The sequence below is a fragment of the Thermosynechococcus sp. QS41 genome (genome assembly GCF_031583515.1).
Lineage (GTDB): Bacteria > Cyanobacteriota > Cyanobacteriia > Thermosynechococcales > Thermosynechococcaceae > Thermosynechococcus.
The window spans coordinates 1956877-1982122 of record NZ_CP134181.1 but is presented as its reverse complement, the minus strand read 5'-3'; the positions used below and the strand labels follow the sequence as shown (position 1 = coordinate 1982122).

The 25246-nt window shown below is 54.2% G+C and carries 27 protein-coding genes, 1 pseudogene and 1 riboswitch; of the genes and pseudogenes, 15 read left to right on the top strand and 13 right to left on the bottom strand.

Annotated elements, in window-relative coordinates; all coding sequences use genetic code 11:
- Nucleotides 1–1773, bottom strand: a complete 1773-nt coding sequence (locus RHJ80_RS09785) for a hypothetical protein (protein WP_310800897.1) — start codon at nt 1771–1773, stop codon at nt 1–3.
- A 231-nt stretch (nt 1774–2004) separates the two neighbouring features.
- A complete protein-coding gene (locus RHJ80_RS09780) occupies nt 2005–2553 on the bottom strand; it encodes a DUF1269 domain-containing protein (RefSeq protein WP_149819006.1) in 549 nt (182 codons plus the stop codon).
- 141 nt (nt 2554–2694) lie between these two features.
- Here RHJ80_RS09780 and RHJ80_RS09775 point away from each other — a divergent pair, with 141 nt between their 5' ends.
- Together RHJ80_RS09775 and RHJ80_RS09770 are read left to right on the top strand one after the other, a co-directional pair.
- Entirely contained in the window at nt 2695–3087 is a 393-nt protein-coding gene (locus RHJ80_RS09775; RefSeq protein WP_225901556.1) for a 2Fe-2S iron-sulfur cluster binding domain-containing protein, read from the top strand.
- A 6-nt stretch (nt 3088–3093) separates the two neighbouring features.
- Nucleotides 3094–3945: an inositol monophosphatase family protein gene (locus tag RHJ80_RS09770; protein WP_310800896.1), complete on the top strand. Its 852-nt coding sequence runs from the start codon at nt 3094–3096 to the stop codon at nt 3943–3945.
- On the opposite strand, the gene RHJ80_RS09765 is transcribed toward RHJ80_RS09770, so the two are convergent.
- Nucleotides 3942–4667: a segregation/condensation protein A gene (locus tag RHJ80_RS09765; protein WP_310800895.1), complete on the bottom strand. Its 726-nt coding sequence runs from the start codon at nt 4665–4667 to the stop codon at nt 3942–3944. The genes RHJ80_RS09770 and RHJ80_RS09765 overlap by 4 nt on opposite strands.
- A 48-nt stretch (nt 4668–4715) precedes the next feature.
- The gene (locus RHJ80_RS09760) at nt 4716–6641 is read right to left on the bottom strand and encodes a DICT sensory domain-containing protein (protein ID WP_310800894.1); all 1926 of its coding nucleotides are present in this window, start codon (nt 6639–6641) and stop codon (nt 4716–4718) included.
- 357 nt (nt 6642–6998) lie between these two features.
- Here RHJ80_RS09760 and RHJ80_RS09755 point away from each other — a divergent pair, with 357 nt between their 5' ends.
- The 3 genes from RHJ80_RS09755 to RHJ80_RS09745 are packed head-to-tail and all read left to right on the top strand — an operon-like array spanning nt 6999 to nt 9596.
- Nucleotides 6999–8708 (top strand): AarF/ABC1/UbiB kinase family protein, encoded by a 1710-nt coding sequence (locus RHJ80_RS09755; RefSeq protein ID WP_302677732.1) that lies wholly within the window; start codon nt 6999–7001, stop codon nt 8706–8708.
- Nucleotides 8709–8762: 54 nt separating this feature from the next.
- Nucleotides 8763–9134, top strand: coding sequence for a hypothetical protein (locus RHJ80_RS09750; RefSeq protein WP_149818994.1), 372 nt, complete (start codon nt 8763–8765; stop codon nt 9132–9134).
- A 27-nt stretch (nt 9135–9161) separates the two neighbouring features.
- Nucleotides 9162–9596: a hypothetical protein gene (locus tag RHJ80_RS09745; protein WP_206200005.1), complete on the top strand. Its 435-nt coding sequence runs from the start codon at nt 9162–9164 to the stop codon at nt 9594–9596.
- On the opposite strand, the gene RHJ80_RS09740 is transcribed toward RHJ80_RS09745, so the two are convergent.
- Genes RHJ80_RS09740 through RHJ80_RS09730 form a run of 3 tightly spaced genes read right to left on the bottom strand, consistent with a single transcriptional unit; the run spans nt 9593 to nt 13049 of the window.
- A complete protein-coding gene (locus RHJ80_RS09740; RefSeq protein ID WP_310800893.1) occupies nt 9593–10918 on the bottom strand; it encodes a heterodisulfide reductase-related iron-sulfur binding cluster in 1326 nt (441 codons plus the stop codon). The genes RHJ80_RS09745 and RHJ80_RS09740 overlap by 4 nt on opposite strands.
- Nucleotides 10919–10938: 20 nt before the next feature.
- Nucleotides 10939–12186, bottom strand: a complete 1248-nt coding sequence (locus RHJ80_RS09735; protein WP_310800892.1) for an FAD-binding oxidoreductase — start codon at nt 12184–12186, stop codon at nt 10939–10941.
- A complete protein-coding gene (locus tag RHJ80_RS09730) occupies nt 12183–13049 on the bottom strand; it encodes a response regulator (protein WP_310800891.1) in 867 nt (288 codons plus the stop codon). The genes RHJ80_RS09735 and RHJ80_RS09730 overlap by 4 nt, the downstream gene beginning before the upstream one ends.
- A gap of 179 nt (nt 13050–13228) precedes the next feature.
- On the opposite strand from RHJ80_RS09730, the gene RHJ80_RS09725 reads away from it, so the two are divergent.
- Nucleotides 13229–14056, top strand: a complete 828-nt coding sequence (locus tag RHJ80_RS09725) for a DUF3598 family protein (protein ID WP_310800890.1) — start codon at nt 13229–13231, stop codon at nt 14054–14056.
- Here RHJ80_RS09725 and lnt read toward each other — a convergent pair.
- Both lnt and RHJ80_RS09715 read right to left on the bottom strand, forming a co-directional pair.
- Nucleotides 14019–15539 (bottom strand): apolipoprotein N-acyltransferase, encoded by a 1521-nt coding sequence (lnt, locus tag RHJ80_RS09720; protein ID WP_310800889.1) that lies wholly within the window; start codon nt 15537–15539, stop codon nt 14019–14021. The genes RHJ80_RS09725 and lnt overlap by 38 nt on opposite strands.
- Nucleotides 15490–16689 carry a DNA double-strand break repair nuclease NurA gene (locus RHJ80_RS09715; RefSeq protein WP_310800888.1) on the bottom strand — a complete coding sequence of 400 codons (1200 nt, stop codon included), beginning with the start codon at nt 16687–16689 and terminating at the stop codon, nt 15490–15492. Before RHJ80_RS09715 ends, lnt begins: the two co-directional genes overlap by 50 nt.
- 130 nt (nt 16690–16819) lie before the next feature.
- On the opposite strand from RHJ80_RS09715, the pseudogene RHJ80_RS13140 reads away from it, so the two are divergent.
- The 3 genes and pseudogenes from RHJ80_RS13140 to RHJ80_RS09700 all read left to right on the top strand — a co-directional run.
- A pseudogene (locus RHJ80_RS13140) lies at nt 16820–16936 on the top strand (acetamidase/formamidase family protein); the annotation flags it as partial.
- Nucleotides 16937–16941: 5 nt separating this feature from the next.
- Nucleotides 16942–17076, top strand: a complete 135-nt coding sequence (locus RHJ80_RS09705; protein WP_225901716.1) for an FmdB family zinc ribbon protein — start codon at nt 16942–16944, stop codon at nt 17074–17076.
- Nucleotides 17077–17627: 551 nt separating this feature from the next.
- Nucleotides 17628–18176 carry a hypothetical protein gene (locus RHJ80_RS09700; RefSeq protein WP_302677741.1) on the top strand — a complete coding sequence of 183 codons (549 nt, stop codon included), beginning with the start codon at nt 17628–17630 and terminating at the stop codon, nt 18174–18176.
- Between the two features lie 117 nt (nt 18177–18293).
- Here the strand turns inward: RHJ80_RS09700 and RHJ80_RS09695 are convergent, their stop codons facing one another.
- From RHJ80_RS09695 to RHJ80_RS09680, 4 genes are all read right to left on the bottom strand, one after another.
- On the bottom strand, nt 18294–18746 hold the full coding sequence (locus RHJ80_RS09695) for a DUF4278 domain-containing protein (RefSeq protein ID WP_206199997.1): 453 nt from the start codon (nt 18744–18746) through the stop codon (nt 18294–18296).
- A gap of 44 nt (nt 18747–18790) precedes the next feature.
- Nucleotides 18791–18875: riboswitch (Glutamine riboswitch) on the bottom strand.
- A 124-nt stretch (nt 18876–18999) separates the two neighbouring features.
- A complete protein-coding gene (locus RHJ80_RS09690; protein ID WP_310800887.1) occupies nt 19000–19617 on the bottom strand; it encodes a Crp/Fnr family transcriptional regulator in 618 nt (205 codons plus the stop codon).
- A 166-nt stretch (nt 19618–19783) separates the two neighbouring features.
- On the bottom strand, nt 19784–21304 hold the full coding sequence (gene trpE, locus RHJ80_RS09685; RefSeq protein ID WP_310800886.1) for an anthranilate synthase component I: 1521 nt from the start codon (nt 21302–21304) through the stop codon (nt 19784–19786).
- A 33-nt stretch (nt 21305–21337) separates the two neighbouring features.
- Nucleotides 21338–22165 carry an aldose epimerase gene (locus RHJ80_RS09680; protein WP_310800885.1) on the bottom strand — a complete coding sequence of 276 codons (828 nt, stop codon included), beginning with the start codon at nt 22163–22165 and terminating at the stop codon, nt 21338–21340.
- A gap of 78 nt (nt 22166–22243) precedes the next feature.
- Between RHJ80_RS09680 and RHJ80_RS09675 the strand changes: the two genes are divergently transcribed.
- The 6 genes from RHJ80_RS09675 (at nt 22244) to RHJ80_RS09650 (ending at nt 25238) form a co-directional block, all read left to right on the top strand.
- Nucleotides 22244–22609, top strand: a complete 366-nt coding sequence (locus tag RHJ80_RS09675) for a hypothetical protein (RefSeq protein ID WP_206199993.1) — start codon at nt 22244–22246, stop codon at nt 22607–22609.
- Nucleotides 22610–22704: 95 nt separating this feature from the next.
- Nucleotides 22705–23046 (top strand): LapA family protein, encoded by a 342-nt coding sequence (locus tag RHJ80_RS09670; RefSeq protein WP_149818967.1) that lies wholly within the window; start codon nt 22705–22707, stop codon nt 23044–23046.
- Between the two features lie 73 nt (nt 23047–23119).
- Nucleotides 23120–23686 (top strand): peptide deformylase, encoded by a 567-nt coding sequence (gene def / locus RHJ80_RS09665; protein WP_310800884.1) that lies wholly within the window; start codon nt 23120–23122, stop codon nt 23684–23686.
- A gap of 18 nt (nt 23687–23704) precedes the next feature.
- The gene (locus RHJ80_RS09660; RefSeq protein ID WP_206199992.1) at nt 23705–23902 is read left to right on the top strand and encodes a hypothetical protein; all 198 of its coding nucleotides are present in this window, start codon (nt 23705–23707) and stop codon (nt 23900–23902) included.
- Nucleotides 23903–23918: 16 nt separating this feature from the next.
- Entirely contained in the window at nt 23919–24302 is a 384-nt protein-coding gene (gene gcvH / locus RHJ80_RS09655; protein WP_206199991.1) for a glycine cleavage system protein GcvH, read from the top strand.
- Nucleotides 24303–25238 (top strand): branched-chain amino acid ABC transporter permease, encoded by a 936-nt coding sequence (locus RHJ80_RS09650; RefSeq protein ID WP_206199990.1) that lies wholly within the window; start codon nt 24303–24305, stop codon nt 25236–25238.
- Nucleotides 25239–25246 lie beyond the last annotated feature (8 nt).

Here is a 25246-nt window from a genome sequence, read left to right as displayed (position 1 = left end):
TTAAAAGGGGTACTGGGGTTCCGCTTCTTGCCAAATGCGGATCAATTCCCTCGCCTCTGGGTAGAGGGGATGCGTGGGGGGGATGAGTTCGGCGGTGGCGATCGCCTGCTGGTTGTCCCGCCCCACCCAATAGCGCGCCTGCTCCAAGATATTATTGCCCCACTGCACAATCAACTGGTTGGCGGTGACATAGACACTGGAGTTGGGGGAGATTTCTTGGGCAATGGCAATGGCAGCAGCAAAGTCGCGATCGCGCCCCCCTCGAGCACGGCGCTGGGCTTCATTCAGGCGAGCCATCTCCGGATCAAGCTGCCAGCTCACTGCTGCAGTTGCCACGGGGGGAAAGAGTTCTTTGAGGCGATTTTGAGCCGTTTCATAGAGGGCACGCTGGGGACGAATTCGCTCAAGGAGTTGGCGGGCTTGCAGCAAGGCTTCAGGGGTGCCTTGGCGGGCAAGGGCGTTGGCCTGATCGATCAGGGGTTGATCCTCAGCAATCTCGATTTGACGTTGCCACAGCCGTCGCTGATCGCGGATTTGGTCTTGGCGATAGGGACTCGCGTCCGCCAAAGGAATGTTGAGGCGGTTGAGGGCAAGGTAGAGGCGATCCAGCGTGCCGCCACGGGCAATGGCTTGAGCTTCTGCGAGGGTTCGCAGTACCTGCAAATCTGTTTGCCAGCGCCGAATGGCCTGCTGGGCTTCAAAGTAGAGGGGGCGTTCTGCAGTAATCGTCCGCGCTTGGGCAATGGCTCGATCAATGTCCTGAACCATCCCCGCTTGGGCAAATTCTTCTGCGGTTGCCAACGTCACCACATCCTCAGCGCTGCGGGCACTCCTGACATCACGGGGAATTAAACCAGCAATGCGCCTTGCCTCTTGGGGGTCATAGCGATTTAAGGCGGCGATCGCCAATTCCAACAAGCGCTCCCCCAACTCATTGAGAAGGCGACGGGCACCGGGATAAATATCACTGGTGGTGGGAATTCGCCGCACAATTGCAATGGCAGCGGCCAAGTTATCGGCTCCCCCCTGTGCCATGAGGGCACGGGCTTCATCCAACTGCCGATCTTCCCGTTGGGCACGGATAATCCGCTCATTAAAGGCGCCAAACTGCTCCTGTGCCCAATAACGACAGGCAACAAATTGCAACTGGAGCGAGATTTGAAAAGCTTCTCGCCATTCGAGGTTTTTCAAGGCGGCTTCGGCGCGTCGGTAGATGCTCTCCCCCTCTTGCCAAATTTCCTGCCAGCGTTGAATGCGTTCTTCCACTTTGGTATGGGCTTGGACATCCCGAGGAATCCGCCGCGCAAAGGCGATCGCCCGATTTAATTGCCCCTCATGAAAGGCTACCTCTGCCAAGGCCAAAACCTGATCTGACCACGCTTCTAGGCGGCGATTAATCTCAGGGGCAAGAGGATGATCGCGAGGCAAGTCATCAATGAGATCAATGGCATGGAGCAAATCTTCAAGGGTGTGTCGCTCCGCCGCTTGTTGGGCGCAGTAGAGGCGAAAGGAGGCCGATGCCAAAGGCCAAAGGACAAAATCACAATTGCCGGGAGTCGTCGGTTGCCGCAGCAGCAGCCACAGGGATAGCCCGGAAATCCCGACGGAGGTGAGGAGGGAGAGGCTGGCCACCACTTGCCAGTGTTGCAACCAAGGTAAGCAGGCACGCCACTGCTTTTGGACAAGGGGGACTAGACGATTGAGTTGGCGCGATCGCCCACCAAAGCGTTTTAAGATCGCGATCACTGCGGTTGATTTAGTTTGATCCTGCACCGTCTCCCAGTCCCCAATACTCCCTATTGGCATCCCTAACTGTGAGCACAATGCCCAGTGACAGCCCTTTTCTTAGGCGTTAAGGAACTGAAATGTTCCCGACACTCACTTGCGCAGTGTTGCGTGGGTTCCATTCTTGGGAAAAGGGCTGTACCTAGGGAATGGCCGAGCCTTTCAAAATTATCCTAATCAATTTAGAGCGAGAGCTAGACCCAAGACAAACTCAACAAACTAACTGTTCGCCGTTTCACTGGGGGTTGTCGCTTCGCTCGGGGCAGGCGATTGGGAGGCCGGATTGCCTCGGTTAAGGGCTTCTTGCAACTTGGCTTCATCCTCTTTTGACAGGGAGGTGCGCAGGACTTTACCGCCAAAGGGAGCAATTTCCTCAAGGACTTTGTCGGGTGTGGCTTGACGCACCAACGTAAAGATGGCCGAGCTGCCGGGGGCAATGGTTTGCCCCAATTCCTTGATGAAATTATCGTCAATGCCAATATCGGTAAATTTGCCGGAAATCGCCCCGGCCACAAGACCCGCAGCCCAGCCCAAGAGGGGATTGAAGAACAATAGACCAATGAGCAGCCCCCAAAAGCCACCGCCAAGAGCCCCCTGGAGGGTCAAATCCTGAGTCTGGTTGATTTTAACCTTGCCATCTTTGGTGCGCACGACAACAGCCGCGTCCTCAAGGTCAATGAGATGCTCACGCTGGAGTTTCAATAGCTGGATTAATACTTCGTTCGCCTTGTACTCATCATCAAACGCAATGACCACTAAGGTACTCATAACTTTAGGTCTCCCTACGAATGTGGGTCATAGAACCGCTCCTACCCTAGCATTGTCATTAGCAGGTTGGGATTGCGGTATTGTAGCTAAGGGACGAAGCAAGGTCTTTGACAGCCCTTTTCACGGTAAGATAGCGAGACCATGAGCACGCCACAAACCTACACTGTGACCATTCACGTGCGTCCCCTCAAGCCGGGGGATCCCCCCACGCGGACGTACACAATTACTGTTCCGAGCGATCGCTATATCCTGCAATACGCTGAGAGCCAAGGCCTTGAGTTGCCCTTTTCCTGTCGTAACGGTGCCTGTACTACCTGTGCCGTGCGCATTCTCTCTGGCCATGTCTATCAACCTGAAGCCATGGGACTCTCCCCCGCCCTGCAAGCCCAAGGCTATGCCCTCTTGTGTGTCAGCTATGCCCGCTCTGACCTTGAGGTGGAAACCCAAGATGAAGATGAGGTCTATGAGCTGCAATTTGGCCGCTACTTTGGCAAGGGACGAGTCCAGTTGGGGCTGCCCCTCGATGAGGACTAGTGATCCATGACAGCCGTGAGTTGCCCACTGCCGGAGAATGAGCGGCAGCGCTATTTAGAAATTGCCACGGAGGCAGCCTTGGCGGGGGGCGCTGTCCTGCAGCACTATTGGGGCAAACTGAGTGAGATTGAGGAAAAGGGGCGCTCTGGTGACCTCGTCACGGTGGCCGATCGCCAGTCAGAAGCAGCGGTACTGGATGTCATTCATCGCCATTGTCCAGACCATGCGGTGCTCGCGGAGGAATCGGGTCTTTCGGGACTGAAGGATAATCCATTTCTGTGGGCGATTGATCCTCTGGATGGCACCACCAACTATGCCCATCAATACCCCTTTAGTGCGGTGTCAGTAGCTCTCTTAGTAGAGGGAGAACCCCACATTGGTGTCGTCTATGATCCCTTTCATCGCGAACTGTTTCGGGCTGCTACAGGCCTCGGTGCCACCCGCGATCGCCAGCCCATTCAGGTTTCCACCACCGCAGAACTGAGTCATAGCCTTTTGGTCACGGGTTTTGCCTACGATCGCCGTGAAACCGAAGACAACAACTATGCGGAATTTTGCTATCTCACCCATCTCAGCCAAGGGGTACGGCGGGGCGGCGCGGCAGCCATTGACTTGGCCTACATTGCCTGTGGTCGCCTTGATGGTTATTGGGAACGGGGTCTCTCCCCTTGGGACTTGGCCGCTGGTGTAGTCCTTGTTCGTGAAGCTGGGGGCGTCGTCACTGCCTACGATCAATCCCCTTTTCAACTGACATCAGGGCGGATTTTAGCGACGAATGGGTATCTCCACACTGCCCTGAGTGAGGCACTCCTGCGGGTAAAACCCTTGGGCTTTTCGTTTCTGCCAAAGGGAGGTTAGGCCTCTAGGCGTATCGCTTCAGCTAAACACGTCCGTACCTGTAGGGGTTGATAGAAATTGGTTTGTTGGAGATCCACCTTAGACTGGGCAGTGAGGAATAGCAGCGCCCAAAAGACCCCCACAGGATCGGGTTTGCGCCGCAGTAGCTCTTGGAAGTCTAGCCATGTCCCTTCGGGAGCCATTTCTCCGAGGAGACTTTCTACTTCGTTAGCTATCTCCGTCAGGTTTTCTTGGTGCGCCAGTTGGGTAATTGCTTTGAGGGTTGTGGGACGGCGACGCCGCCGCGGTTGATGCGGCCGCAGCACCTTTGCACGGTCGTTCTGAACTGCCATGGTTTTCAGGTGGGCAATCAATTCCTCAAGGGTGACGCGGCGCCGTTGTTGGGGGGGAGCCACGGGGCGACGATGCAAATGCTGCTCTAGGGCATGGGGCAAGACCACAAAGGACTGGTTTTCACTGATCTCTGGCGGTTCTGGGAATTCTGTTTCCTCGGGCATCGGTTCAGCAACTGCAACTAGGCGATCGCTCTTCAGGAGCACCAGCATCGCTGCATACAAAAAGGCCTGCCCTGATTCACTGAGATTGGGTTCCCCTCGCCGTGCCAACTCCGCCAAACAGCGATCGAAGACCTCAATCACTTGAATATCCCAAGGGTCAATTTCCCCCTGCTCAGCCAAGTCAATCAAAATGTCAATGGCGGTATCGGCAAAGGATTGGCTCATGGTTGGCTGCCCACTCGTTGTTGTCTATCTTAGGAGGCTTGGCAGCCCCTATCCAGAAAAAGGCTCAGCAATGGGAATCGTAAAGTGAAACTCACTGCCGCGATCGCGCCCCGCCGACTCCGCCCAAATTTGCCCCCCCAAATTGGTAATGATCTGGCGACAGATCGCGAGACCCAAGCCCGTCCCACCCGCAGAGCGCCGCAGTGCTCCCTCCTCCTGATAAAAGCGATCAAAAATCGTTTCCAAGCGATCCGGCTCAATACCGCGCCCCGTATCGGCAACCGTCACTTCCAATAGACCATCGGGACGAGGCTTGGCAGCAATGGAAACCTGACCCGACTGTTCCGTAAACTTGCAGGCATTATCGAGTAGCTTCGAGAGCACCTCCACTAGCCATTCGCCATCTGCTCGGATCAAGGGCAATTCCTTGGGCAAGACTGTGCGAATGGTCGGTAGTTGATCCTTGGGAGTGCGCAGACTACTGAGGGCTAGGTCCACCAGTTCTTGGAGGGGGAGGGGTTCCGGTCGCCACTGCACCCGGCCACTTTCCAACTGCGAGAGGGTGAGGAAGTCCTGAATCAGTTTCCGCATGCGCTCAGCATCAGCGAGAGCCGTACTCAACATCACCTGCCGCAGTTCTGGATCCATATCGGGTTCACTCGCTAGACTTTCGAGGCAGACTTGAATAGTCGAAAGGGGCGTGCGCAGTTCATGACCCGTAATTGCAATGAGATTACTGCGGGTGCGATCTAAGGCCTCCAGTTGCGCGTTGAGTTCCTCCAGATCTGCGTAGGCCTCCGCCTGAATCAGGGCAACCCCCACTTGGGTGGCGATCGCCTCCACTAATTCTGCGTCCATATCGTGCCACGGCAGCGGTTCGCCTCGGTGGAGTTCAACAATGCCCAACAGCCGCCCTTGATAGAGAACAGGTGCCAGTAGAAGGGCTTTGACGCCGGCGGCCTCGAGGGGTTTGAAACGGGTCGCCTCGTAGTGGGGATCAGCGGCCACATCATCCACCTGAATCACCTGCTGATGTGCCAGTGCCCGCTGGGTGTAGGGGTGCTCACTCACGGGCCAATACTGGTACTGCAATGGCAGTAGGGCACCGCTGGTGTACTCGTGCTCAATGCGCACGCGAGTATCGGTACTGCGGCAACGGTAAATGAGACAGCGATCGCCCTTGAGGGCTTCCCCTAGTTCTGCCACCGCACGAGTGAGAATTTCTGTGGGATTAAGGGAGTTGCGAATCGCCGTGGTAATTGCATTGGTGAGGCGTTCCTTGCGCTCTTGAATGGCAATTTGGCGGTAGGCCTTGATTTGCTTGTACTGGCCAGCTTGGAGATAGGTCACTAGGCGATCGGCAAAAGGGGCAGGATCACTATTGCACCCCGCCACTTGGCGATAGGTCTCAACCCATGCCAGACCTTCCTTGAGTTTCTCCTTCAGTTCAGGGCGGTACTCCCGAATACGGTTGAGGAGGATTTCAGCGGTTGTCGCTGCCACCTGCCGATCAAAGGTCCAAATGCCCTCAAAACGACGCGCCGCATCCATCGGCGGCAACACATCCAAGCGCTGGGCAGGCGATCGCTGGACTTCGCGGCAGACCAAGCAAGTGCTGTAATTTTTGCCCAAGACGGTCAAATGCCATTCTTGACTGAGGGCATCGGCGGGATCAAAGGCAACCATTTCATAGTCTCCCGAGCAGTTCTTAAACTCGGTTTCCGGGGCAGCCAAAACGTAAACGTGGTGGGACTTGGTGGCAATACGGCGGTAGCGATGGGCTTCTTGGCGATAAAAGCGTTCCCGCTGAAAGCAGGCAATAATAATCGGCGCATCCTCATTGGCCAAAACCTGATCCTCCATTGCATGGGAAAGCGCCGTCAGCGATGTCTTGAAGTACAGTTGCGATCGCAAGCGAGGCAACCGCGCCAACAACTCCTCAAGAACAGATGTGGCAATGATCCTGTTGGCCATGGAAGGGTGTGAATAAGAAGATGCCCTACGGTACCATTATCGGCAAATCCGCACCAGCGAACCTATTGAAATTCAGTTCGAGCGGCTGTACCTAAGTCAACCAACGGCTGAATTGCTGGAACCTTCAATCTTAAACTTTTGTTAAGAATTTTATTGATCGGCAGGGCTTATGTGTAGTTTTCTATACTATATTTAAGCAAACCTCAAAAGATCAGCTCCTCTAGCACCGGGGATCAACAAAATCCTCATCATTGCAATGGTTGCTTACAGTGTTCCCAAAAGCGCTCCGTGGAAACACCCATGGCAAAGCAAGAGGGGTGTAGTAAGTTGGGTTTCAGAGAATAAGGTGAAAAAGCTGTGACTGCCCGTATTTCTGCTGTCCCTAGTGCTGGTCATCGTCGGTATGATCCTGAGGCGATCGCCCGCTACTACTGGCGACATCCCTGGCGAGTTATCTGGCGGTTCCTGAACATTGCGGTCTCTTTCCTAACATTTTGGCTGTTATTGCAGTGGGACAAGTGGTTAGGGCAACAGGAAAGTCAGCGTCCCCTGCGGGCAATGCAACTGCGCAAACTCCTAATCCGTTTAGGCCCAACCTTCATTAAAGTCGGTCAAGCCCTCTCCACTCGCCCCGATTTGATTTGTCCCGACTACCTCGAAGAACTGACGCTCCTTCAGGACAAATTGCCCCCCTTTGCCAATGAGATTGCTATTGCCATTATTGAGCGAGATCTGCGCTTAAACCTAGGGGATATTTTTGCCGAATTCTCACCCCAACCGGTGGCCGCCGCCAGTCTCGGCCAAGTCTATCGAGCCAAACTCCACAGTGGTGAAGAAGTGGCCGTCAAGGTGCAGCGTCCCAACCTTTTGCCCGTGATTACCCGCGATCTCTTCTTGATTCGCCTTTTGGTGCAGTGGGTCAAGCCTTGGCTACCGATTAACCTCTGCCATGATTTGCGAGACATTGTTGATGAATTTGGCCGCAAGCTCTACGAGGAAATTGACTACCTCAATGAAGGGCGCAATGCCGAGAAATTTGCTGCCAACTTCCGCGATGATCCCACGGTCAAGGTACCGAAAATCTATTGGGAATACACCACGGAGCACGTGCTTACGCTGGAGTGGATCCATGGCATTAAACTCACCCGTACGGATTGTATGGTGGCGGCGGGCGTCAATCCCGATGAGCTGATCCGTGTTGGCGTGATTTCTGGTTTGCGGCAACTCTTGGAATTTGGCTTTTTCCATGCGGATCCGCATCCGGGGAATCTGTTCGCCATGCCCGATGGCCGTATGGCCTACATTGACTTCGGCATGATGGATCAACTGGAGGAGAGCACTAAAGAATCCTTGGTGGATGCCGTCGTTCATTTGGTGAACAAGGACTATCAAGCCTTGGCGACGGACTTTGTCAAACTGGGCTTTTTGACTCCGGAAACGGATATTACGCCGATTATCCCTGCCCTTGAGTCGGTCTTTGAAGAGGTGATTGGCTCCAGTGTGCGGGAATTCAACTTCAAAGTGATCACCGATCGCTTCTCCGAGTTGATGTATGCCTATCCCTTCCGGGTTCCCGCTAAGTTTGCCCTGATCATTCGCTCTCTAGTCACCCAAGAGGGCATTGCCCTGTGTCTCAACCCTAACTTCCGCATTGTTGATGTCAGCTATCCCTATGTGGCACGGCGTCTGCTGCAAGGAGAATCGCCCCAACTGCGGCGACGGTTATTGGATGTCCTCTTCAAGGATGGTCGTCTGCAGTGGCAACGCCTGGAAAACCTAATTGCGATCGCCCGGCAGGATCAGCACTTTAACCTCGCGCCAACCGCCACCTTGGGCTTGCAGTATCTCTTTTCTGAGGAGGGGCAGTACCTGCGGCGGCAAATTGTGCTAGCGTTAACCGAAGATGACCGTCTCCACACCGAAGAGGTGCAACGCCTTTGGAATTTGGTCAAGTCTGATCTGCGTCCGCTCTTCTTGATTGATGTGGCATGGGAAGCCCTCAAGGCCTCTGTCTCCCACACGCTCGGTAAAGAAGAAGACAGCAATTCCTTGGTGGTGGCCAGCTAAGGGTTGGCAGCGGTTATCAACGTTCCTGAGTGTCCAAGAAGGATTAGGTATCCCGTGTTTGATCCACCCATTGTCTTGCTACTGGCGGGTATTTTTATGGGGTTGACCAGTGGTAAAGCCTTTGAAGCCACCCTCAAGCAGAGTGTCCAAGAATGGAACCGCAGTCGCTCCACCCGTGTTCTGAGTCAATTGCGCGGCCCCCAACTTCAGTTGCCCTACTTGGGGATTTCCATTGGTATCTGGCTCTTCCTGATGGCGGGATTGTGGACCTATGGCTTTGGTGCAGGGCTGAGTATGGTCATTGCCTTTGTGCTGACGATCGCCACCGCCCTTTTGGTGTGGTATCAACTGGGGAAAGTGCTGACGATTTTAAGTACGGGTGGCTCTCGTGCCCTTGATCTCGATGCCCTTGAGGCCAAGGAATAGTTTTTTATAACTCCTAAAGGAGGCGTTGTGGATTTACTGACCCAAGTGGATGAACTGATTGCCAACGCCCCCGATGACCCTGCGACTGTGGCGGCGGTACAGGCGATCGCCCCCATTCTCTACGAGGAAGCCCAGCGCTACGGGCAAACGGTTTACTACGTCCTGCAAACTCCCGATGGTCAGTGGCAGGTGATTACCCTTGAGGAACAGCAGCCCCCCCACCAGCAAAAAAATGTGATCCACGCCTACGGTAGTGAAGCCATGGCTCAAGAGGCCTGTGATGAACAAGTGATCCCAGTGCCCATGCCAATTATTCCCCTTTTGTTTCAACTGTTGGCGGCAGAGCCAGTGGATAGCCTGATGATCCTTGAGGCGGATGGCGAACGAGGCTGGGAAGTGGGGCGAGAATGGTTACTAGCTCAAGTGCGCGCAATCCTCAGTGCTCCCCCGGATATGGCCTAGGACGGAAGCTGCTCACCACGAATCGCCAAGTCTAGCAGTTGCATCGGGTGGTAAATGGGCACGGAGCTACTCTGCTCTTGGAGATACTGCCGCAATTGCACGGTGCAGCCCACATTGGCTGAGACAATGACATCAGGGCGCGTATTCAGCAGGTTGCGTACCTTTTGGCGTCCCAATTCCGCTGCGACATCGGGTTGAAGAATGTTGTAAACCCCGGCACTGCCACAGCACAGGGCTGCATCGAGGGGTTCGCGCAGTTGCACTTGGGGAATTTGTCGCAGCAGTTGCCGCGGTTCAAGGCGAATTTTTTGGCCGTGGATCATGTGGCAGGCATCTTGATACACCAAGGCCAAGGGGCGATCGCCCAAGGGGTGGAGCGGTGTCACCAAGCCCTGTTTGACCAAAAAGACCTGCACATCCTCCACCTTTTGCACAAAGTCACGGGCGCGATCGCGGTACTCTGGATCGGCAGCCAAAAGGCGATGATATTCCTTGAGGGTGTGGCCACAACCCGAGGCATTGATTAAAACCGCATCCACATGAGCGGCAGTAAAACAATTAATCATCTGGCGCGCAAGGGTTTGCGCCTGATCCTCTTCCCCTTGATGATGGGGCAGGGCACCACAGCATCCCTGTTGCGGCGGCAGCACCACCTCAAAGCCATTGGCACTTAAGACGGAGATCGTGGCTTCATTCACTTCCGGCAAAAAGAGCCGTTGGACACAGCCCAGAATCACCCCCACGCGGCCACGCGGTTTCCCTTGGGCAGGCACCACTTCAGGCCAGCGATCGCGAAATGTTTTGGCTGAAAGGGGCGGTAGCATTTGATACATGGCCGCAAGGGACTTGGGCAAGAGCCGTTTCAGGAGTCCCAGCCGCTTTTCGAGATTGGCCAAGCCTAGTTTTTGGTAGAGCCAGAGCGGCCACAGGAGGGCACGCAGCCGTTGGGGATAGGGCAGCGTTTGGAAAATCAACTGCCGCAACCAGCGATCGCCCACGGGACGCTGATAATGGCGCTGCACTTGAACCCGCGTGGCCGCAATCAACTTATCGTACTCAACCCCCGATGGACAGGTGGTGACGCAGGCCAAGCAACCCAAACAGGAGTCAAAGTGCTGTACGACATCCGCCAGTTGCACCTGTTCCTCATGAATGGCATCCATGAGATAGATACGACCACGGGGAGAGTCCATTTCCGTCCCCAGTACCCGATAGCTAGGACAGGTGGAGAGGCAAAACCCGCAGTGGACACAGGCATCAATCAGGTGTGGATCAGGAGGCGACTGCGCATCAAAGCCAGCCACAGGATCAGTTGCAGTCATTCGTAAGTATTGAAACTTGTCTAGAGATTGCCGACAAAAACGCCAGTGCCAAAGACACCCGTTGCATCCAATTGTTGCTTAAGATTCCGCATCAATTCAAGGGCGTTGCCGCGATAGTCCCAAGGATCGAGTTGCTGCTTGAGGTTCAGGGGGGCGGCTAAGACGGTGACATAGCCCCGTGGTAGCCCTTGGCGCAGCCTGAGAATGAGTTGACGGAGATGCTCCTCCTGTCCGTGGAGATAGGTGTAACCGACCCCTGCACTCATTTCGCCTCGGCACTCGCAGGCCAATTCCCTTGCCAACTGCTGAAGCTGGGTGAGAGCGGGCAACATTTCGCTTAGAGGCACACCGATTTTGAGAGTCACTTGATCGGGGGTGGGGTTGAGGGTAATGCCTAGAGGGGCTTGGGGTTCCAGTTGCAGATTATGGGTCTGGGCAATCTGACTCAGGCGATCGCCCAACGTACCCGCAGCAATCACTTCCCGCAGGGTATGGAATTCCAATTCCAACAGCAGCGTCCCCCGTGGTTCAAGGCGCAACACACACCGCGCCGGCGCAAGGGAACTCGTCAAAATCACCTCAAGTCCCTTGGCCAAAGCAGAGACTTCCCCCCGCAACTGCCAGATTTGTACCGCATCCGGCAGAGGATACACCCGCAGCGTCACCTCTGTCAGAATCCCCAGTGTGCCATAGCTGCCGATCAGGAGTTTCATCAGGTCGTAGCCGGCAACATTTTTGACCACCCGCCCTCCCGCTTTGACGATTTGGCCATCACTGCGAATGAACTTCACCCCCAACAATTGATCGCGCCATGACCCATACCGCTGCCGTAGTGTGCCATTGCTTTGGGTGGCCAAGCAGCCGCCAAGGGTGGCCGTTTCTCGAAAGAGGGGATCTGTGGCAATCCACTGTCCTGCGGGTGCTAGGTGGTGCTGGAGCTGCTGAAAGGGAATACCCACTTGGGTGGTGACGGTCATATCGGCAGCCGCATGATCGATGAGCTTCTGCCACGCCGTTGTCCGCAGAAAAATATCTGCCTTGGGGGTGTTCCCGAGCCAATTGAGTTTGGTGCCTGCTCCAATGGGCAACACTCGCCAGCCTTGGCGCCGGGCACAGGCAATCACTTCTGCCCCCGCTTCTGGGGTGGGGGGAGTCAGCAGCAGGGCTCGCTCAGGAAGGTAGGGGCGCAGGTGGGGGGCGCGATCGCCCAATTCAGCCACAGAATGGACGGCGGCATCCCCCAACAGTGCGCTCAGTGTGCGTTTCATGGATTACGGGTGGGCAGTTCAAAAACAAACCCTTCGTAGTATAAAAGTTGACCGTCCTCACTTTTGACCGGGCGGGCACATTCACAGATGGTTGTGATCGTTTGATCCGCGCGATACACCTTGGAAACCAAGTTGCGCACAAAGCCACGAGTTTCAATTTGTTGTTGGAATTTTTGCCAACTGCTGTCATCCACGTAGGGACGATGATTATGGTGTTCTATATCCGCTAGCCAGTCTTCAGCATCGGCATAGCCATAGATGCGTGCCAAGGCATTGTTGACTTTGAAGTAAACCCCCTCGGGCGAACTTTGGTAAATCCCGACCACGGCTTCCTCAAACATCTGCCGATACTGTTCTTGCGCTGCTTGCAGTGAGGCAACCAAGTCGCGCCGCTCCTCAACAATTTCCTGCAACTGCTGGTTTTGCTTTTGCAAGAGGGCATTTTTTTGCCGCAGCTTCCGCTGTAGGAGAGCGATCGTCAACTGATTTTTTACCCGTGCCAGCACCTCCGCCTGCTGAAAGGGTTTGGTGATGTAGTCGGCGCCGCCAATCTCAAAGGCCTTGACCTTGTCAAAGACATCATCGAGGGCACTAATGAAAATAATGGGGATATGTTTAGTCTTGGGATTCTCCTTCAGGGTTTGACAGACCTCGTAGCCATTCATATCAGGCATCATGATGTCCAAGAGAATGACATCCGGGGGTTCGGCCTCAATCCCCATGAGCGCCATTTGGCCACTAATGGCACCGCGCACATCGTAGCCTTCCAGTTGCAGCAGTGTGGTCAAAACTTCAACATTTTCGGGGGTATCATCGACTATCAGAATGCGACCAGCCCCTGAATCAAAGAGGTCGGTGGTCATGCACGGGTCTCCCAATGGCGATCGTTTGTCAGCGCCCTGACACTCCCCATCCTATCAAAGTTTTTTCTGAGCGCCGGCGATCGCCGGCCACTTCCCAATTGGCAAGATCTCCAATACTTTATTTTTCTATAGTAATGATGATGGTGGCACACAGCGGTAAAGATAATCAAGGATAATCAATGACAACAAATTGGGAAAATTTTCGCAAAAACCTTGGGGAATGGCATGGCTCCTTTACGGCGGTCAGCCCTACGGGAGACGTGGGAGCGTCAGTGCCCTCGATTTTGATCCTTGCCGATACTGCTGACGGTCAACGGGTGCGTTTTGAACTGCGACGCTTTGGTAATGGTCTCGATCAGCCCCCCACCAGTGAAACGGTGCAGGAGTATGCCACCATTGGCCGCCAAAATGTCTTTTTTCCGACGGGGGCTTTTTCTAAGGGATCGTTGCAGGTGGCGCCCTTTGCCGAGTTTGGTGCGGAGTATGGCTTTGTCATGGGCGATCGCCGACTGCGGTTTGTCCAACTCTTTGACAAAAATCAGCACCTCCAATCCATGACTCTGATTCGCGAGTTTCGTGCCCACAGCAACGCCGTTGAACGTCCTCCCTTAACCGTGGATCAACTCCTAGGGGAATGGCGCGGTACTGCCTACACCGTCTATGCCGACTGGCGATCGCCCACGGAAACCCCGACCCATCTAAGTCTTTGGCGCGAGGGCGATCGGCTCTACCAACTGCTGCAAACCCCCGACCACGAGGTGAAAACAACGGCCACAATTGCTGGGTCGCGCCTACTCTTTACGGATACGGATCAACCCAAGCAGCTTTTGTTGCTCCCCGACGGTACCTCTAGCCTAACCCCCTTGCAGGTGTCCTTTCGTCACCCCTTTTTTGTGGAGGTGGGCTGGTTGTGGGCAGAAGGACAGCGGCAGCGCCTCATTCGCACCTATGGCGATCGCGGCGAATGGGTCAGTGCGACACTCGTTGTCGAAGAACGGATAAGCTAAGCATCCCCAGCAAGAGGGGTAGCAACCAATCCCCATAGCGAGTGTAGAGGGTCTGGGTTTGCCGCCGCAAAATCGTTGCCGCATGAATCACAAACTCATCAGCATTGGAGAGCCAAACAGTTTCCCCCGTAGGCGCAATCACCGCAGAAAGGCCCGTATTCGTAGAACGCACGAGCCAGCGATCGCCCTCGACGGCACGCAACACATCATGGCCATGGTGCTGGGTCATCAGTTGGCGACGGTAGGGATCATTGTTGGCAACACTGAGGATAAACTGCCCCCCATGAACCAGTTGCCAGCGGCTGCGGTGGGAAAAGGCAGATTCAAAGCAAATCAGGACAACGGCCTTGCCCCAAGGGGTGGTAAAGACCTGATCAGGGTTCCCCGGCAGGAGGCGCGATCGCAACGTGGATAACCGCTGTACTACCCCCGCCAGCCAATCGGGAATATATTCCCCCAAAAGAACAAGGTTGACTTTGTTGTAGCGACTGTAAATCTCCCCCTGCCCATCGAGGGTCAGGAGCACCTGATGATGCCCCCCTGGCGTCTCCATGAATGTCCCTAACCACAGGGGAACCCCTGCCTCGCGAACAGCGCTGGTGATGGGATTGACTTGGTGTGGTTGCCACAAAATCGGCAGTGCCCCTTCCGGAGTCAAGACGGCATCAACCCCTAGAGCCACCAGTTGGCGATAGCCACGGGGATAGTCCTGCCAAGCGCGGCGGATACCCTCTGGCGTGAGCTTTTCCCGTGTCGGGATATTGCCTTGGATCAAACCCACCCGTAGGGGTTCCCCTTGATCCACCATGACCCTAGCGCCTAAAACAGCATTGAGGGCGATCGCCCCCAAAAGAGTAACAACGAGCCATCGCTTTGCCCATGTGTGCCGCCGCAGACTGAGGGTGACCAAGCCATTCACTGTCATCACGACTGCCGTAATCGTGGTGGGTCCCGCCAGACGACCCAGTTGAAGGAGTCCCGTTGGACTTTGGGTCAGGGATAAACTAATCCACCACAGGGGCGAATAGCTCCAGAGGGCTTCAAGGGCACACCAAAGGGTGACACCCCACAGAAGTTGCCAAGGGGCGGATCGCCGCACCCCATAGCGTGCCATCAAAAAGGCCCAACTCCCACTCAGGACTGCCCCCCAACCACTCAGGAAAAGCCAAATCCCCCGCGAGATCAACCAACTGGGCACTGGCGCAATGCCAATCCACGTCAGGGGATGCAAATCCCACACCCAGACTAAGCTACTGCCGTAGAACCCTAGTCCCCAACACAGGCCGGCGATCGCTGCCCACAGTGGCGATAAAACCTGACACTGCCACCACAGGGGCACAATTCCTATGAAGGCCAAGAACCACCCGCTTACTGGCGGTAGCGCCAACTGCGTTCCCCAGCCCGCGATGCCTAAACCAACACACAGCAGCCACCTAGGCAATACTTTGGCGTTTGCGTTGCTCTTTGGGGGAAGGAGCCACATGCCAGTGTCCTGCTTTAATCAGTTCCCGTTCCAGTAAAGCAAAAAAGCGTTGGCGATCGCTGCCGCGCACAACGGCTAAATTGTGGGCTTCTGCTAATGCCACGGGGTAACCCCGCCCTTTTTCAATTTGTGCTGCCGTCAACGCAACTGCCTGTTGCCACAGATCTGCATCCCGCGCCACCCATTGAGGAACTTCCAAACGCACCACTTCCGAGCCACCGTGGAGATAGGCAACGTAGATCTGATGTTCACCGTAATGTTCCAGAATGCGACTGCGGCTCCGCCAGAGGGGACTATACTGTTGCGGTGCCAAGTGTGCTTGCCAGAGGAGCACATCCCGCAGGGGATCAAAGACTTGACAAGGGGGGCGATCGCGAGTCGCCTCGAGGCCAGTCTGACTTGTCTGACCACAGTGGAGGGCACAGTTGGGTTCAGGGTAAGGGCAAACCCCCAAGCGCAGAAAATTCACCGTTTCATGACTGCGGGAGGCGCTGACATAGCCCACCAAGGGAATTCGCTTCGCGCGCAATTCATCCCAAGCAGCTAAGATGGGCGTCAACAATTCCTCACGCACCATTGGCGGCAGTGATTCCCACGCCCAGAAGATGAGTGAACCATCCACGAGTGCTAGGCTGGGGGCTTTCTTGTTTTGCGTTTGAATGAGTTCAACAAGGGCAAGAATTTCCGCTTGAGTGCGGCGGTAGCGTAACCAATCCTCTATGGTGAGTCCCCAACCCCGAGATCGCCCCAATTCATCGGGGTCATAAACCAACTGCGGCACACTATCTAAATGGGGGCGTTGCCCTTGACCGTAGGCGATCGCCACCCGTCCCACATTAATCAAATAGCAATAGGCAATTTCGTGGTGACTGGGGGCAATTTGCGAGCCATCGGTGGCAAAAATTATGTGTGACCTTGGGGCAGGGGGGACAGCGTGCTTCACCGTCAGGGATTCAATGGGTTCAGCAGCATTAAAGGGAAAGGACTCGCCCCACGCTTGGATGGCTTGGCGATAGTGCTCTAAATTTTCTGCCATCGCTGTCAACACTTCGAGGGCATGGGCTTGCTTTTGTTGGCTAGCGATCGCCCCTTGGCGGATCACTTGACCCACCGTTCCCATTTGAGCAGCCACTTTGACGAAGTCCAACACTGTTTTCGTATCTGGAGATATAGCTGTCCTGAAGACCTGCTCCAATACTAAATCTAAACAACATCTCAATAATTGCTCATGGGTACTGAGTTACAGGTGAGCACACTGCCAATCGTTGGAGTCCGTCCCTATGCCGAAGACCCTGTTCAAAGTGGATTTGACTAAGCCCATGGATCAGCAAGAACTGCCGGGGCATAATCGCTGGCATCCAGAGATCCCCGCAGTGGTTTCAGTCAATCTCGGTGATGAAAGATGCCCCTTTATGAGTTTCGCTGCTCTACGTGTGGCATTTTTGAGGAATGGCGATCGCTCGCCCAATCTAGTGAACCCGCCTTTTGTCCAGAGTGTCAGCAGCTTGGCCGACGTATTTTTCCGTACCAGCGGTAAATCTCTCTTCTTCCTTACCCCGACCCTCGCGGAGTAGTGACCCAGAACTGGTGCAGCGATCGCCCCAAGAACCCAAGCCTCCCCGCTTTCAGCAGCAATCCTGCGGTCGCCCGTGGATGCTCAATCACTAATTAACCGCTCACACAGGATGAGGTGAGCATTTTTGCCGCTTTTTCAGCCTTGGCTAAACTGACATCCGAACATCTAGCTTCTCTTAAAAGAGCTGTACTGGCCACGCTGAATTCGTGTGAAGAGATCCCTCTGAAAAGAGCTGTATTAAGATTTATTACAATTAGGAGTCTCGCGTAACTTCAGCTATTGTGAGAGGTACTGTCAAGAGTAACGGATGTATGTCCTTGAAAAAACGGCAGCCCTTTTCTGAAATATGTCATAACATATTGTGCCTAAACACAATAAGCACAAAAATGTGTGACCCGTCCTACAGCGGCGTTGGCTGCTGCAAGGATGTTCGATCCCTGTGAAAGGGGCTGTACCCAATTGATGTCCCATTGTTGTTGAAAGTTGATGATTTTCTACTCGTAGGGGCAATCATGAGAATTGGTGAATTACTACTGAAGGCGGGGTTAATTACACGAGGCCAACTCCAAGTCGCCTTAATGGAAAAAAGCATTTATACCAACTTGCGCTTTGGTGAAATTGTTGCCCTCCATGGTTGGTTGCCCCAAAAAACCATTGACTTTTTTGTAGAAGAGTGGCCAAAACTGATCCAAGACAAGGCAAAACGGCCGATTGGTTTTTACCTGAAAAAGGCAGGCTTATTGACGGAAGAGCAAATAAAACAAATTCTCAAGGAGCAGTGGCAGGTGAACTATCGCTTCGGTGCCTTGGCTGTCCTCAATGGCTGGGTAAAACAGGAAACAGTAAACTTCTTCCTAGAATACGTCAACCCCAATGCCCTCAAAGAAAGGACGCGCATCGAGAAGGCTACCCTATCGGATATCAAGCGCCCAACTCCCCAAAGTCGCAAGCCTTCAAAACAATCCCTTGCCTCCCTGAAGAAGGTGGCCGATCCAGAGGACTTGGCGGAGATCGATCTCGATCTTGATTTTGATCTTAATGAGATTGAATGGCTAAGTTAGGCCAAGTGCAGCCATTGCTTGACGCCCTAGGCTGAAATAAAAAACTCGCACCAGAGATAACTCCCATGCGAGTGCCGTTACGAATCAGTCTTGAGAGAGGACAATCACACCCGTGCGCTAGCTCATCGTGGCATGACTGCGATCGTAGCTTGTCCAGACATGGGGCTTAATTTTGCCCTGAATTTGGTTCCAATAGTGACCTGCGGCCGCAGGTAATCCCATTTGGGCAATCATTCGCGTGAGGAGGGATTGTTCGCGGTTTTTGATCACTTGGTGGTGATGGGTGAGAATGACCCGCGAAAGTTGATTGAGATCAAGCGCTGGCATATTCACTTCCTTGGCTGTGTTGGCAGCAGTGGTTGCTGTCGTATTCACAGCTTCCGTTTGACCCGTACGGTAGACCACACCGCGATAGATTAAATCCCGCACAGGTTGAGCCGGAGGATTCACTGCTCGAGTGCAGTGGTAGTTCCAACCCCGATATTTGGCTACAACATCGGTTGCTTCAGTACGGACTGCCGGAGGAACGTAGTCGTATTGAACGCCGCGATAGGTGAGTGTAGTTGTCATCATCATCGCCCCAAATGATGTACTGGCTAGTTGTTGTCAGCTGAGGCGCGTTCCTTCGGGACAATTGCCCTACTTCCGTCTTCGCTATTCACCTAAGTTTTTTGGTGGCTCATAGCAAAGATGAACGATTTATTTCTGTATCTAATTTAACAGTTTTGCCACTATGAGTGCAAGTGGTTACAAAAATTTACACTAGAAACCTTCTCTTTTGTACCAGAGGTGCCCTGATCAGGGGAGAACTAACCTAAATCACCTAAATCTGAGCGGCGTTGGTGAGAATAATGTGGCGATCGCGATCGTAGGTGAGCCACTGCTCCTCTTTGAGTTTGCCCAACAGACGTGTGATGGTCACTCGACTTGTGCCAATCGCCGTTGCCAGTTGCTGGTGGGTGAGGCGAACACTATAGCGAGTGCCGAGGGGATGGGGTTGACCAATTTCTTGCTTCAAAAGCAAGAGTAAATGGCGTAATCGCTCCTCAATCCGGCGATGGCTGGTAATTCCTAAAAGACCTTCCGCTTGCCGTAGGCGACGAGCCAGACCCCGCACAAGGCTTTGGGTCAAGTTGGGTGAGGATTCTACCTCCACCAGTGTAAAGAGCATCAACTCTGCCTTGGAAAGTGCCTTGGCTTGGTAGGCCGTTAAACTGGTCAAGGGTAAACCAAAAGCAGTACCGGGTGTGGCCAGTCCCACCACCACTTCTTCACCATCGGGGTGCAAAAGGTTTAACAGCACGACGCCCCGGCTCACTAGCCAAATGCGCTCTGGCTCCATCCAGATGCTGTCCCCCATGCCAAACGTGTGTAGTCGAGAGGGGGAACGCCAGCGTCCATCCACAGGGGGAGTGATTGCAGCGGTGGAGACGTTTGCCATGGCAGTAGAACCTCAAGCAAAGGAACCAGCCCTTAGGTGTGTGCCTGAGAGATGGGTGGTTTTTCCAACATTCCCAGTGCCTGTGTTCTGGGTAACGTTAGCAACAACCGCCTATTAGACTAAGGGGTAAATGTAAAAACCAGATGATGGCTCCTTGATCATTTGGTTAAGGCTTGCCGCCCAGCGCAGAGATGGCCTCCAATAAACCGCGAGCTTTGTTCAAGGTTTCTTCGTATTCCCGCTGCGGATCGGAATCCGCAACAATACCAGCACCGGCTTGGACGTGAATGAGATGTTGGTGGTCGCTTAGCGGTTGCACCACCATCGTGCGAATAGCGATCGCGGTATTGAGTTGACCTTCAAAGTCATAGTAACCATAGGCACCAGAGTAGGGGCCACGGCGGCAGCCCTCCAATTCATAGATGATTTCCATGGCTCGAATTTTGGGGGCACCACTGACGGTTCCAGCCGGAAAACAAGCTTGGAGCAGATCCCATGCCGTTTTATCGGGCAATAGTTCGCCCACCACATTACTGACAATGTGCATGACGTGGGAGTAGCGTTCAATCACCATAAACTCCTCGACGGTGACACTCCCCTGACGACACACGCGCCCCAAATCATTGCGCCCCAAATCAACGAGCATGACGTGTTCGGCCACTTCTTTGGTATCGGCAAGGAGTTCTGCGGCGAGCTGCTGATCTTCGGCGTAGGTGTGACCCCGCTTGCGGGTACCGGCAATGGGTCGGACAGTGGCAAGGAGAGACCCACGTTTTTCAGGATGGTGTTCGGCTTTGACCATGACTTCTGGGCTAGAGCCAATGATCTGCCACGTGCCAAATTGAAAGTAGGCCATGTAGGGGGAAGGGTTAATCAGGCGCAAGGAGCGATAGAGGGCAAAAGGATCGCCGCTGTAGGTGGCACTGAGGCGTTGGGAGAGAACGACTTGGAAAATATCGCCCGCACGGATGTAGTCCTTGGCCCGCGCCACATTGGTACAGAAGGCTTCGGGAGTGATGTTGCTGGTATAACTAGGGGTCTGGCGACTGGGTTGCCAGTAGAGCTGGGTGGCCGCAGCGGGAATCGGAGTTTGCAGTTGACTCAAAAGCCGCTCTAGGCGATCGCTGGCATGGGTATAGGCCGTTTTCAAGTCCGTCTCACGGGTATCAGCATAGACCACCGCCCAAATTTTCCGCTTCACCTGATCAAAAATCAGGATTTGATCCACCTGCATCCACACGCCATCCGGCAAATCCTTTTCAGTGGCAGGATGAATCGGAACCCGCGGCTCAATCCACTGAATCAGTTCATAGCCCCAAAAACCAAAAAGACCGCCAATGCCCCCCGGCAGTTGGGGTAGCTTCACGGGTTGATAGGGGGCAAGGCAATTGGCCAAAATTGTGAAGGGATTGCCCGTAAATGTGGTGACTGAGCCATCGCGATGGGTTTGGGTGGTTTGGTTGCCCCGCGTTTCTAGTACCCAGAGCGGATCACAACTGAGGAGGCTGTAGCGAGCCAATTGTTCACCCCCCTCGACGGACTCGAGCAAAAAGTTGTAGGGGCGATCGCGACAGACCCGATACCAAGCCGATACGGGCGTGTCCATATCCGCCACCCACTCCTGATAGATGGGGATGAAGTTACCCTGCTCAGCAAGCTGACAAAAGGTCTGAAAATCGGGGTACATGGTCGCGTCTGTGAAAACCTTTCTATTTTCTCCCTAAAGGGGGGCAACAGCAATCTCAACGCCAAGGGTGAGGTGCTTTTGGGGTGGCACGTGCAGGAGATCTACCCCCGTATTCAAGGCATTGCGGGGGGCAGTCCAAGGTTCTAGACAGTAGTAGGGTTTGCCCTGAACCGTCCAAAAAACAAGGGTTGTAAACGCTGTATCGTAGCGCAGCGTCAGGCAGTACTGTTGTTGCAGATCACAGACGCGAGCCACTTGACCCGTGAGGGGACGACAGGCCAAATCCAGTTCTGCTGCATGCCAGTCAAACGTGCCGCTAAAGGTGAGGGGTTGTTGCGTTTTCTGATCCACCATGGCATGGATTGGCAGGTCAAACTGCAATTGGTGCTTGTCAGCAACGGCAAAGTAGGGATGCAAGCCAAAGCTAAAGGGCAAGGGGGTGTCACCGGGGTTAGCCACCTCAAGGGCGATCGCCAAGGCATCAGCAGCAAGGGTGTAGGTTAAGGTCAGATGAAAGGCAAAGGGATAGACTTGGCGCGTGGCTGGCGTATCCTGCAATCCCAGCGTCAAGAGATGTTCCTGCTGATCTAACACCTGCCATGGCAAATCCCGTGCAAAGCCATGCTGCTTGAGGTGATAGGTTTGGCCATTGTGGTGAAATGTATCCTCGGGCAAATTGCCACAAATGGGAAAGAGAATGGGAATACCGCCACGCACGCTTAACTGCGGGTTGGCAAAGCGCTCCCGATCCAAGTACAGCAGCTCATGACCTTGCCACTGCCAGCGGCTAATCAGGCCACCGCGCTCTGGAATTACTTCAACGCGAGTACGTTCGGCGTGGAGAGTATAGGGCATTACCATAGCTGGACAGTACGCCTGCTTTTTAGGATACACTCGCGACTACGCTAGAATAGCGGCAATGCCCTTGGAGGGAGGCCAATGTCCCTAAGATTTACCCTAAACCCCACCCTGCGTTTTTGGTTCAGTGTGTTGCTGGTAACTTGGTTACTGGGGCTACTGGGGCTAGGCTGGTTAGTGCAATCCTTTCTGGTGCTGTTTTTCATCTTGATGTTGACCCCTGTACTCCTTTTTGCAGGGTTACAACTTTGGTTTCGCTGGAAGTTGGTGACGGCGGCTTGCCCAGTGTGTGGCTTTGAATTTAGCAGTTTGAAGAATACCCAAACCCAATGCCCCGCCTGTGGCGAAATCCTGATGGTGCGCGATCGCCAGTTTCAACGCTTGGCTCCCCCCGGCACCATTGATGTCCAAGCAGTAGAAGTCAGTCATTCAGTGATTGAGGACTAGCCACAGTGGTATGATTAGCCCAAGATTGTTGGTCGCTGGCAAGAGGCCCGATGCGACAATCCCTGTCTATGCTTAGATTTGTTACAGGATGCCCTATGCGACAACTGAACTTCTTGATGATATTTGTCATTGGCTTGGGCTTAGTTCTCTTTAGTATTCAAAATACCGAACCCGTTAGTATTAAGTTCTTTGAAGGGAAAGTGATTCAAGCCCCATTGTGCATTGAACTCATCGTGGCCATGGGCATTGGTGCCGTCTTTGCTTGGGTCTTTAACGTCTGGGTACAGGTGCAGCGCATCTTTACAATCCGGGTGGAAATGGAAGCCCGCGATGAGCAAATTGCCCACCTTGAGGAGGATGTGGAACGCTACAAAGCTGCCCTTGAGGAGCAACAACGCCTCTTGCCCAGTGTCAGCAGTGCCTCGACGGAAAAGTAGCCGAGAGCCTTGAAAATTCGTTAGGCTAGGAAATGATTAACTTTTGTTATTTTGTGTTAACTCGGCGTGTCCTATGGCTACCTCTCTGGCTGTTGAAAAGAAAAAGTTAAAAAATCTGCCCCTGCAATTGCACTATTTGGGCGATCGCGTGCTGCGTCAACCCGCCAAACGGGTCAGCAAAGTGGATGACAGTATCCGCGATATTGTGCGGAAAATGCTGCAAACCATGTACAGTGCCGATGGCATTGGCTTGGCGGCACCGCAGGTGGGCATCAATAAGCAAATTCTTGTCATTGATATTCATCCCGATGACCCCGAGGCAGAACCGTTGGTGATGATTAACCCGGTCATTAAGGACTTCAGTGAAGACCTTGAAGTCTGCCAAGAGGGCTGCCTGAGTATTCCGGGGGTGTACCTAGAGGTGCGTCGTCCGGCCATGGTGGAGGTGGCCTACAAAGATGAGTGGGGGCGTCCCCAACTCATCATGGCGGGTGGGCTACTGGCGCGGGCGATCCAGCATGAAATTGATCACCTGACGGGGGTGATGTTTGTCGATCGCGTCGAGAACCAAGCCCTACTGCGCCACGAACTCAAAGAGCATGGGTTTACCGCCAGTGCCGTGCGTCCCATTGCTGCCTAACCCTGAGGATCATCGTCTGTGGCCAAGAGTTATCTATACCTACTGGGTGCCTGTGTGGCAGCGATCGCCACGGTGGGTTGTGTTTTTGAACTGAGTTCGGGAGAAGCCCAGTTGGGAACCCTTCCAACTACCGTGATTTTGCTCCTCAGTGTGCCCCTTGGTTTAGTAGCCTTTGTAACGGCGGTGCGCCTTGCCCGTGCCAGCGATCGCCCCTGATGGATTGGAATCTGCTATGACGCTCACCTACCCTGACGACCTGCAATATCTCGACAGCCATGAGTACCTGCGCCTTGAGGGCGATACAGCCACCCTCGGCATTAGTGCCTTTGCCGTCGATCAACTGGGGGATATTGTCTTTGTTGAGTTGCCTGCCGTTGGCGATGTCCTAGAACCCGGCGAACGCTTTGGCACCATTGAGTCGGTCAAGGCCGTTGAGGATCTCTATGCACCCCTCGCCGGAACCGTGATTGAGGTCAATCAAGCTGTCATTGACAACCCGGAGCAAATTGCTGCCGATCCCTATGGGGAGGGGTGGTTGGTGAAGGTGCAAGTCAGTACCCCCCCTACGGGACTCCTCTCAGCAGCGGATTATCGTGCCCTTGTGGAAGGAGCGTAGGTGCTAACAAGCGGCCTGCAAGTCCTTGTGGATGGATTGGCCACAGGGAGTGTTTATGCCATCTTTGCCCTCGGCTATACCCTTGTCTTCTCGATTTTGGGCATCATCAACTTTGCCCACGGTGCTGTTTTTGCCATTGGCGCTTATCTCACCTATGCCCTCTTAGGGGGACGCTTTGGCTTTAATGGTCTGTTGGCCAATGGACAGCTTCCCATTGCCTTACCCTTTGCGCTGGCCTTAGTTCTCAGTGCCCTTGGCTGTGGCCTGTTGGGGGTTGGCATTGATTGGGTCGTCTTTCGACCCCTGCGGCAACAGCGCGCCGATACCCTCTTGACCGTGGTGGCCAGCCTTGGGGCGGCTGTTCTCCTCACCAACCTGATCCAGTATTTGGTGGGTGCCGAAGTCTATACCTATCCCGATCAACTCTGGGGGGGATTGCCCCTCACCCTGCGATTGGGGGACATTGCCCTGCGCACTAGTCAATTTGTCATCTTTGCCGTGGCCGTGGTTTTGATGATTGCCCTGACCTATTGGGTCAAAGGGACGCGCATGGGGAAAGGATTGCAAGCGGTGGCCGAAAATCCGACTGCCGCGACATTACTGGGCATTGATAGCGATCGCATTATTCAAGTGACGTTTTTTGTCAGCAGTGCTTTGGCTGCCGTTGCTGGTACCCTCGTCGCCCTGAGTGTTGGGATTACGGGGCCGCAGTTTGGCGTGATCTTTGGTCTCAAGGGGTTAGCGGTGATTGTTCTGGGGGGCCTAGGGAGCTTACCGGGGACAATGTTGGCGGGCTTTTTGCTGGGACTAGTGGAGGCAATGGTGCCTGCCGCTGCTTCGGGGTTTCGGGATGCTGCGGCCTTTGCGATTCTCTTTCTGGTGCTGCTTGTGCGCCCCCAAGGACTGTTGGGGCAGCCCCCAGTGGAAAAAGTTTAAGGCTGTTG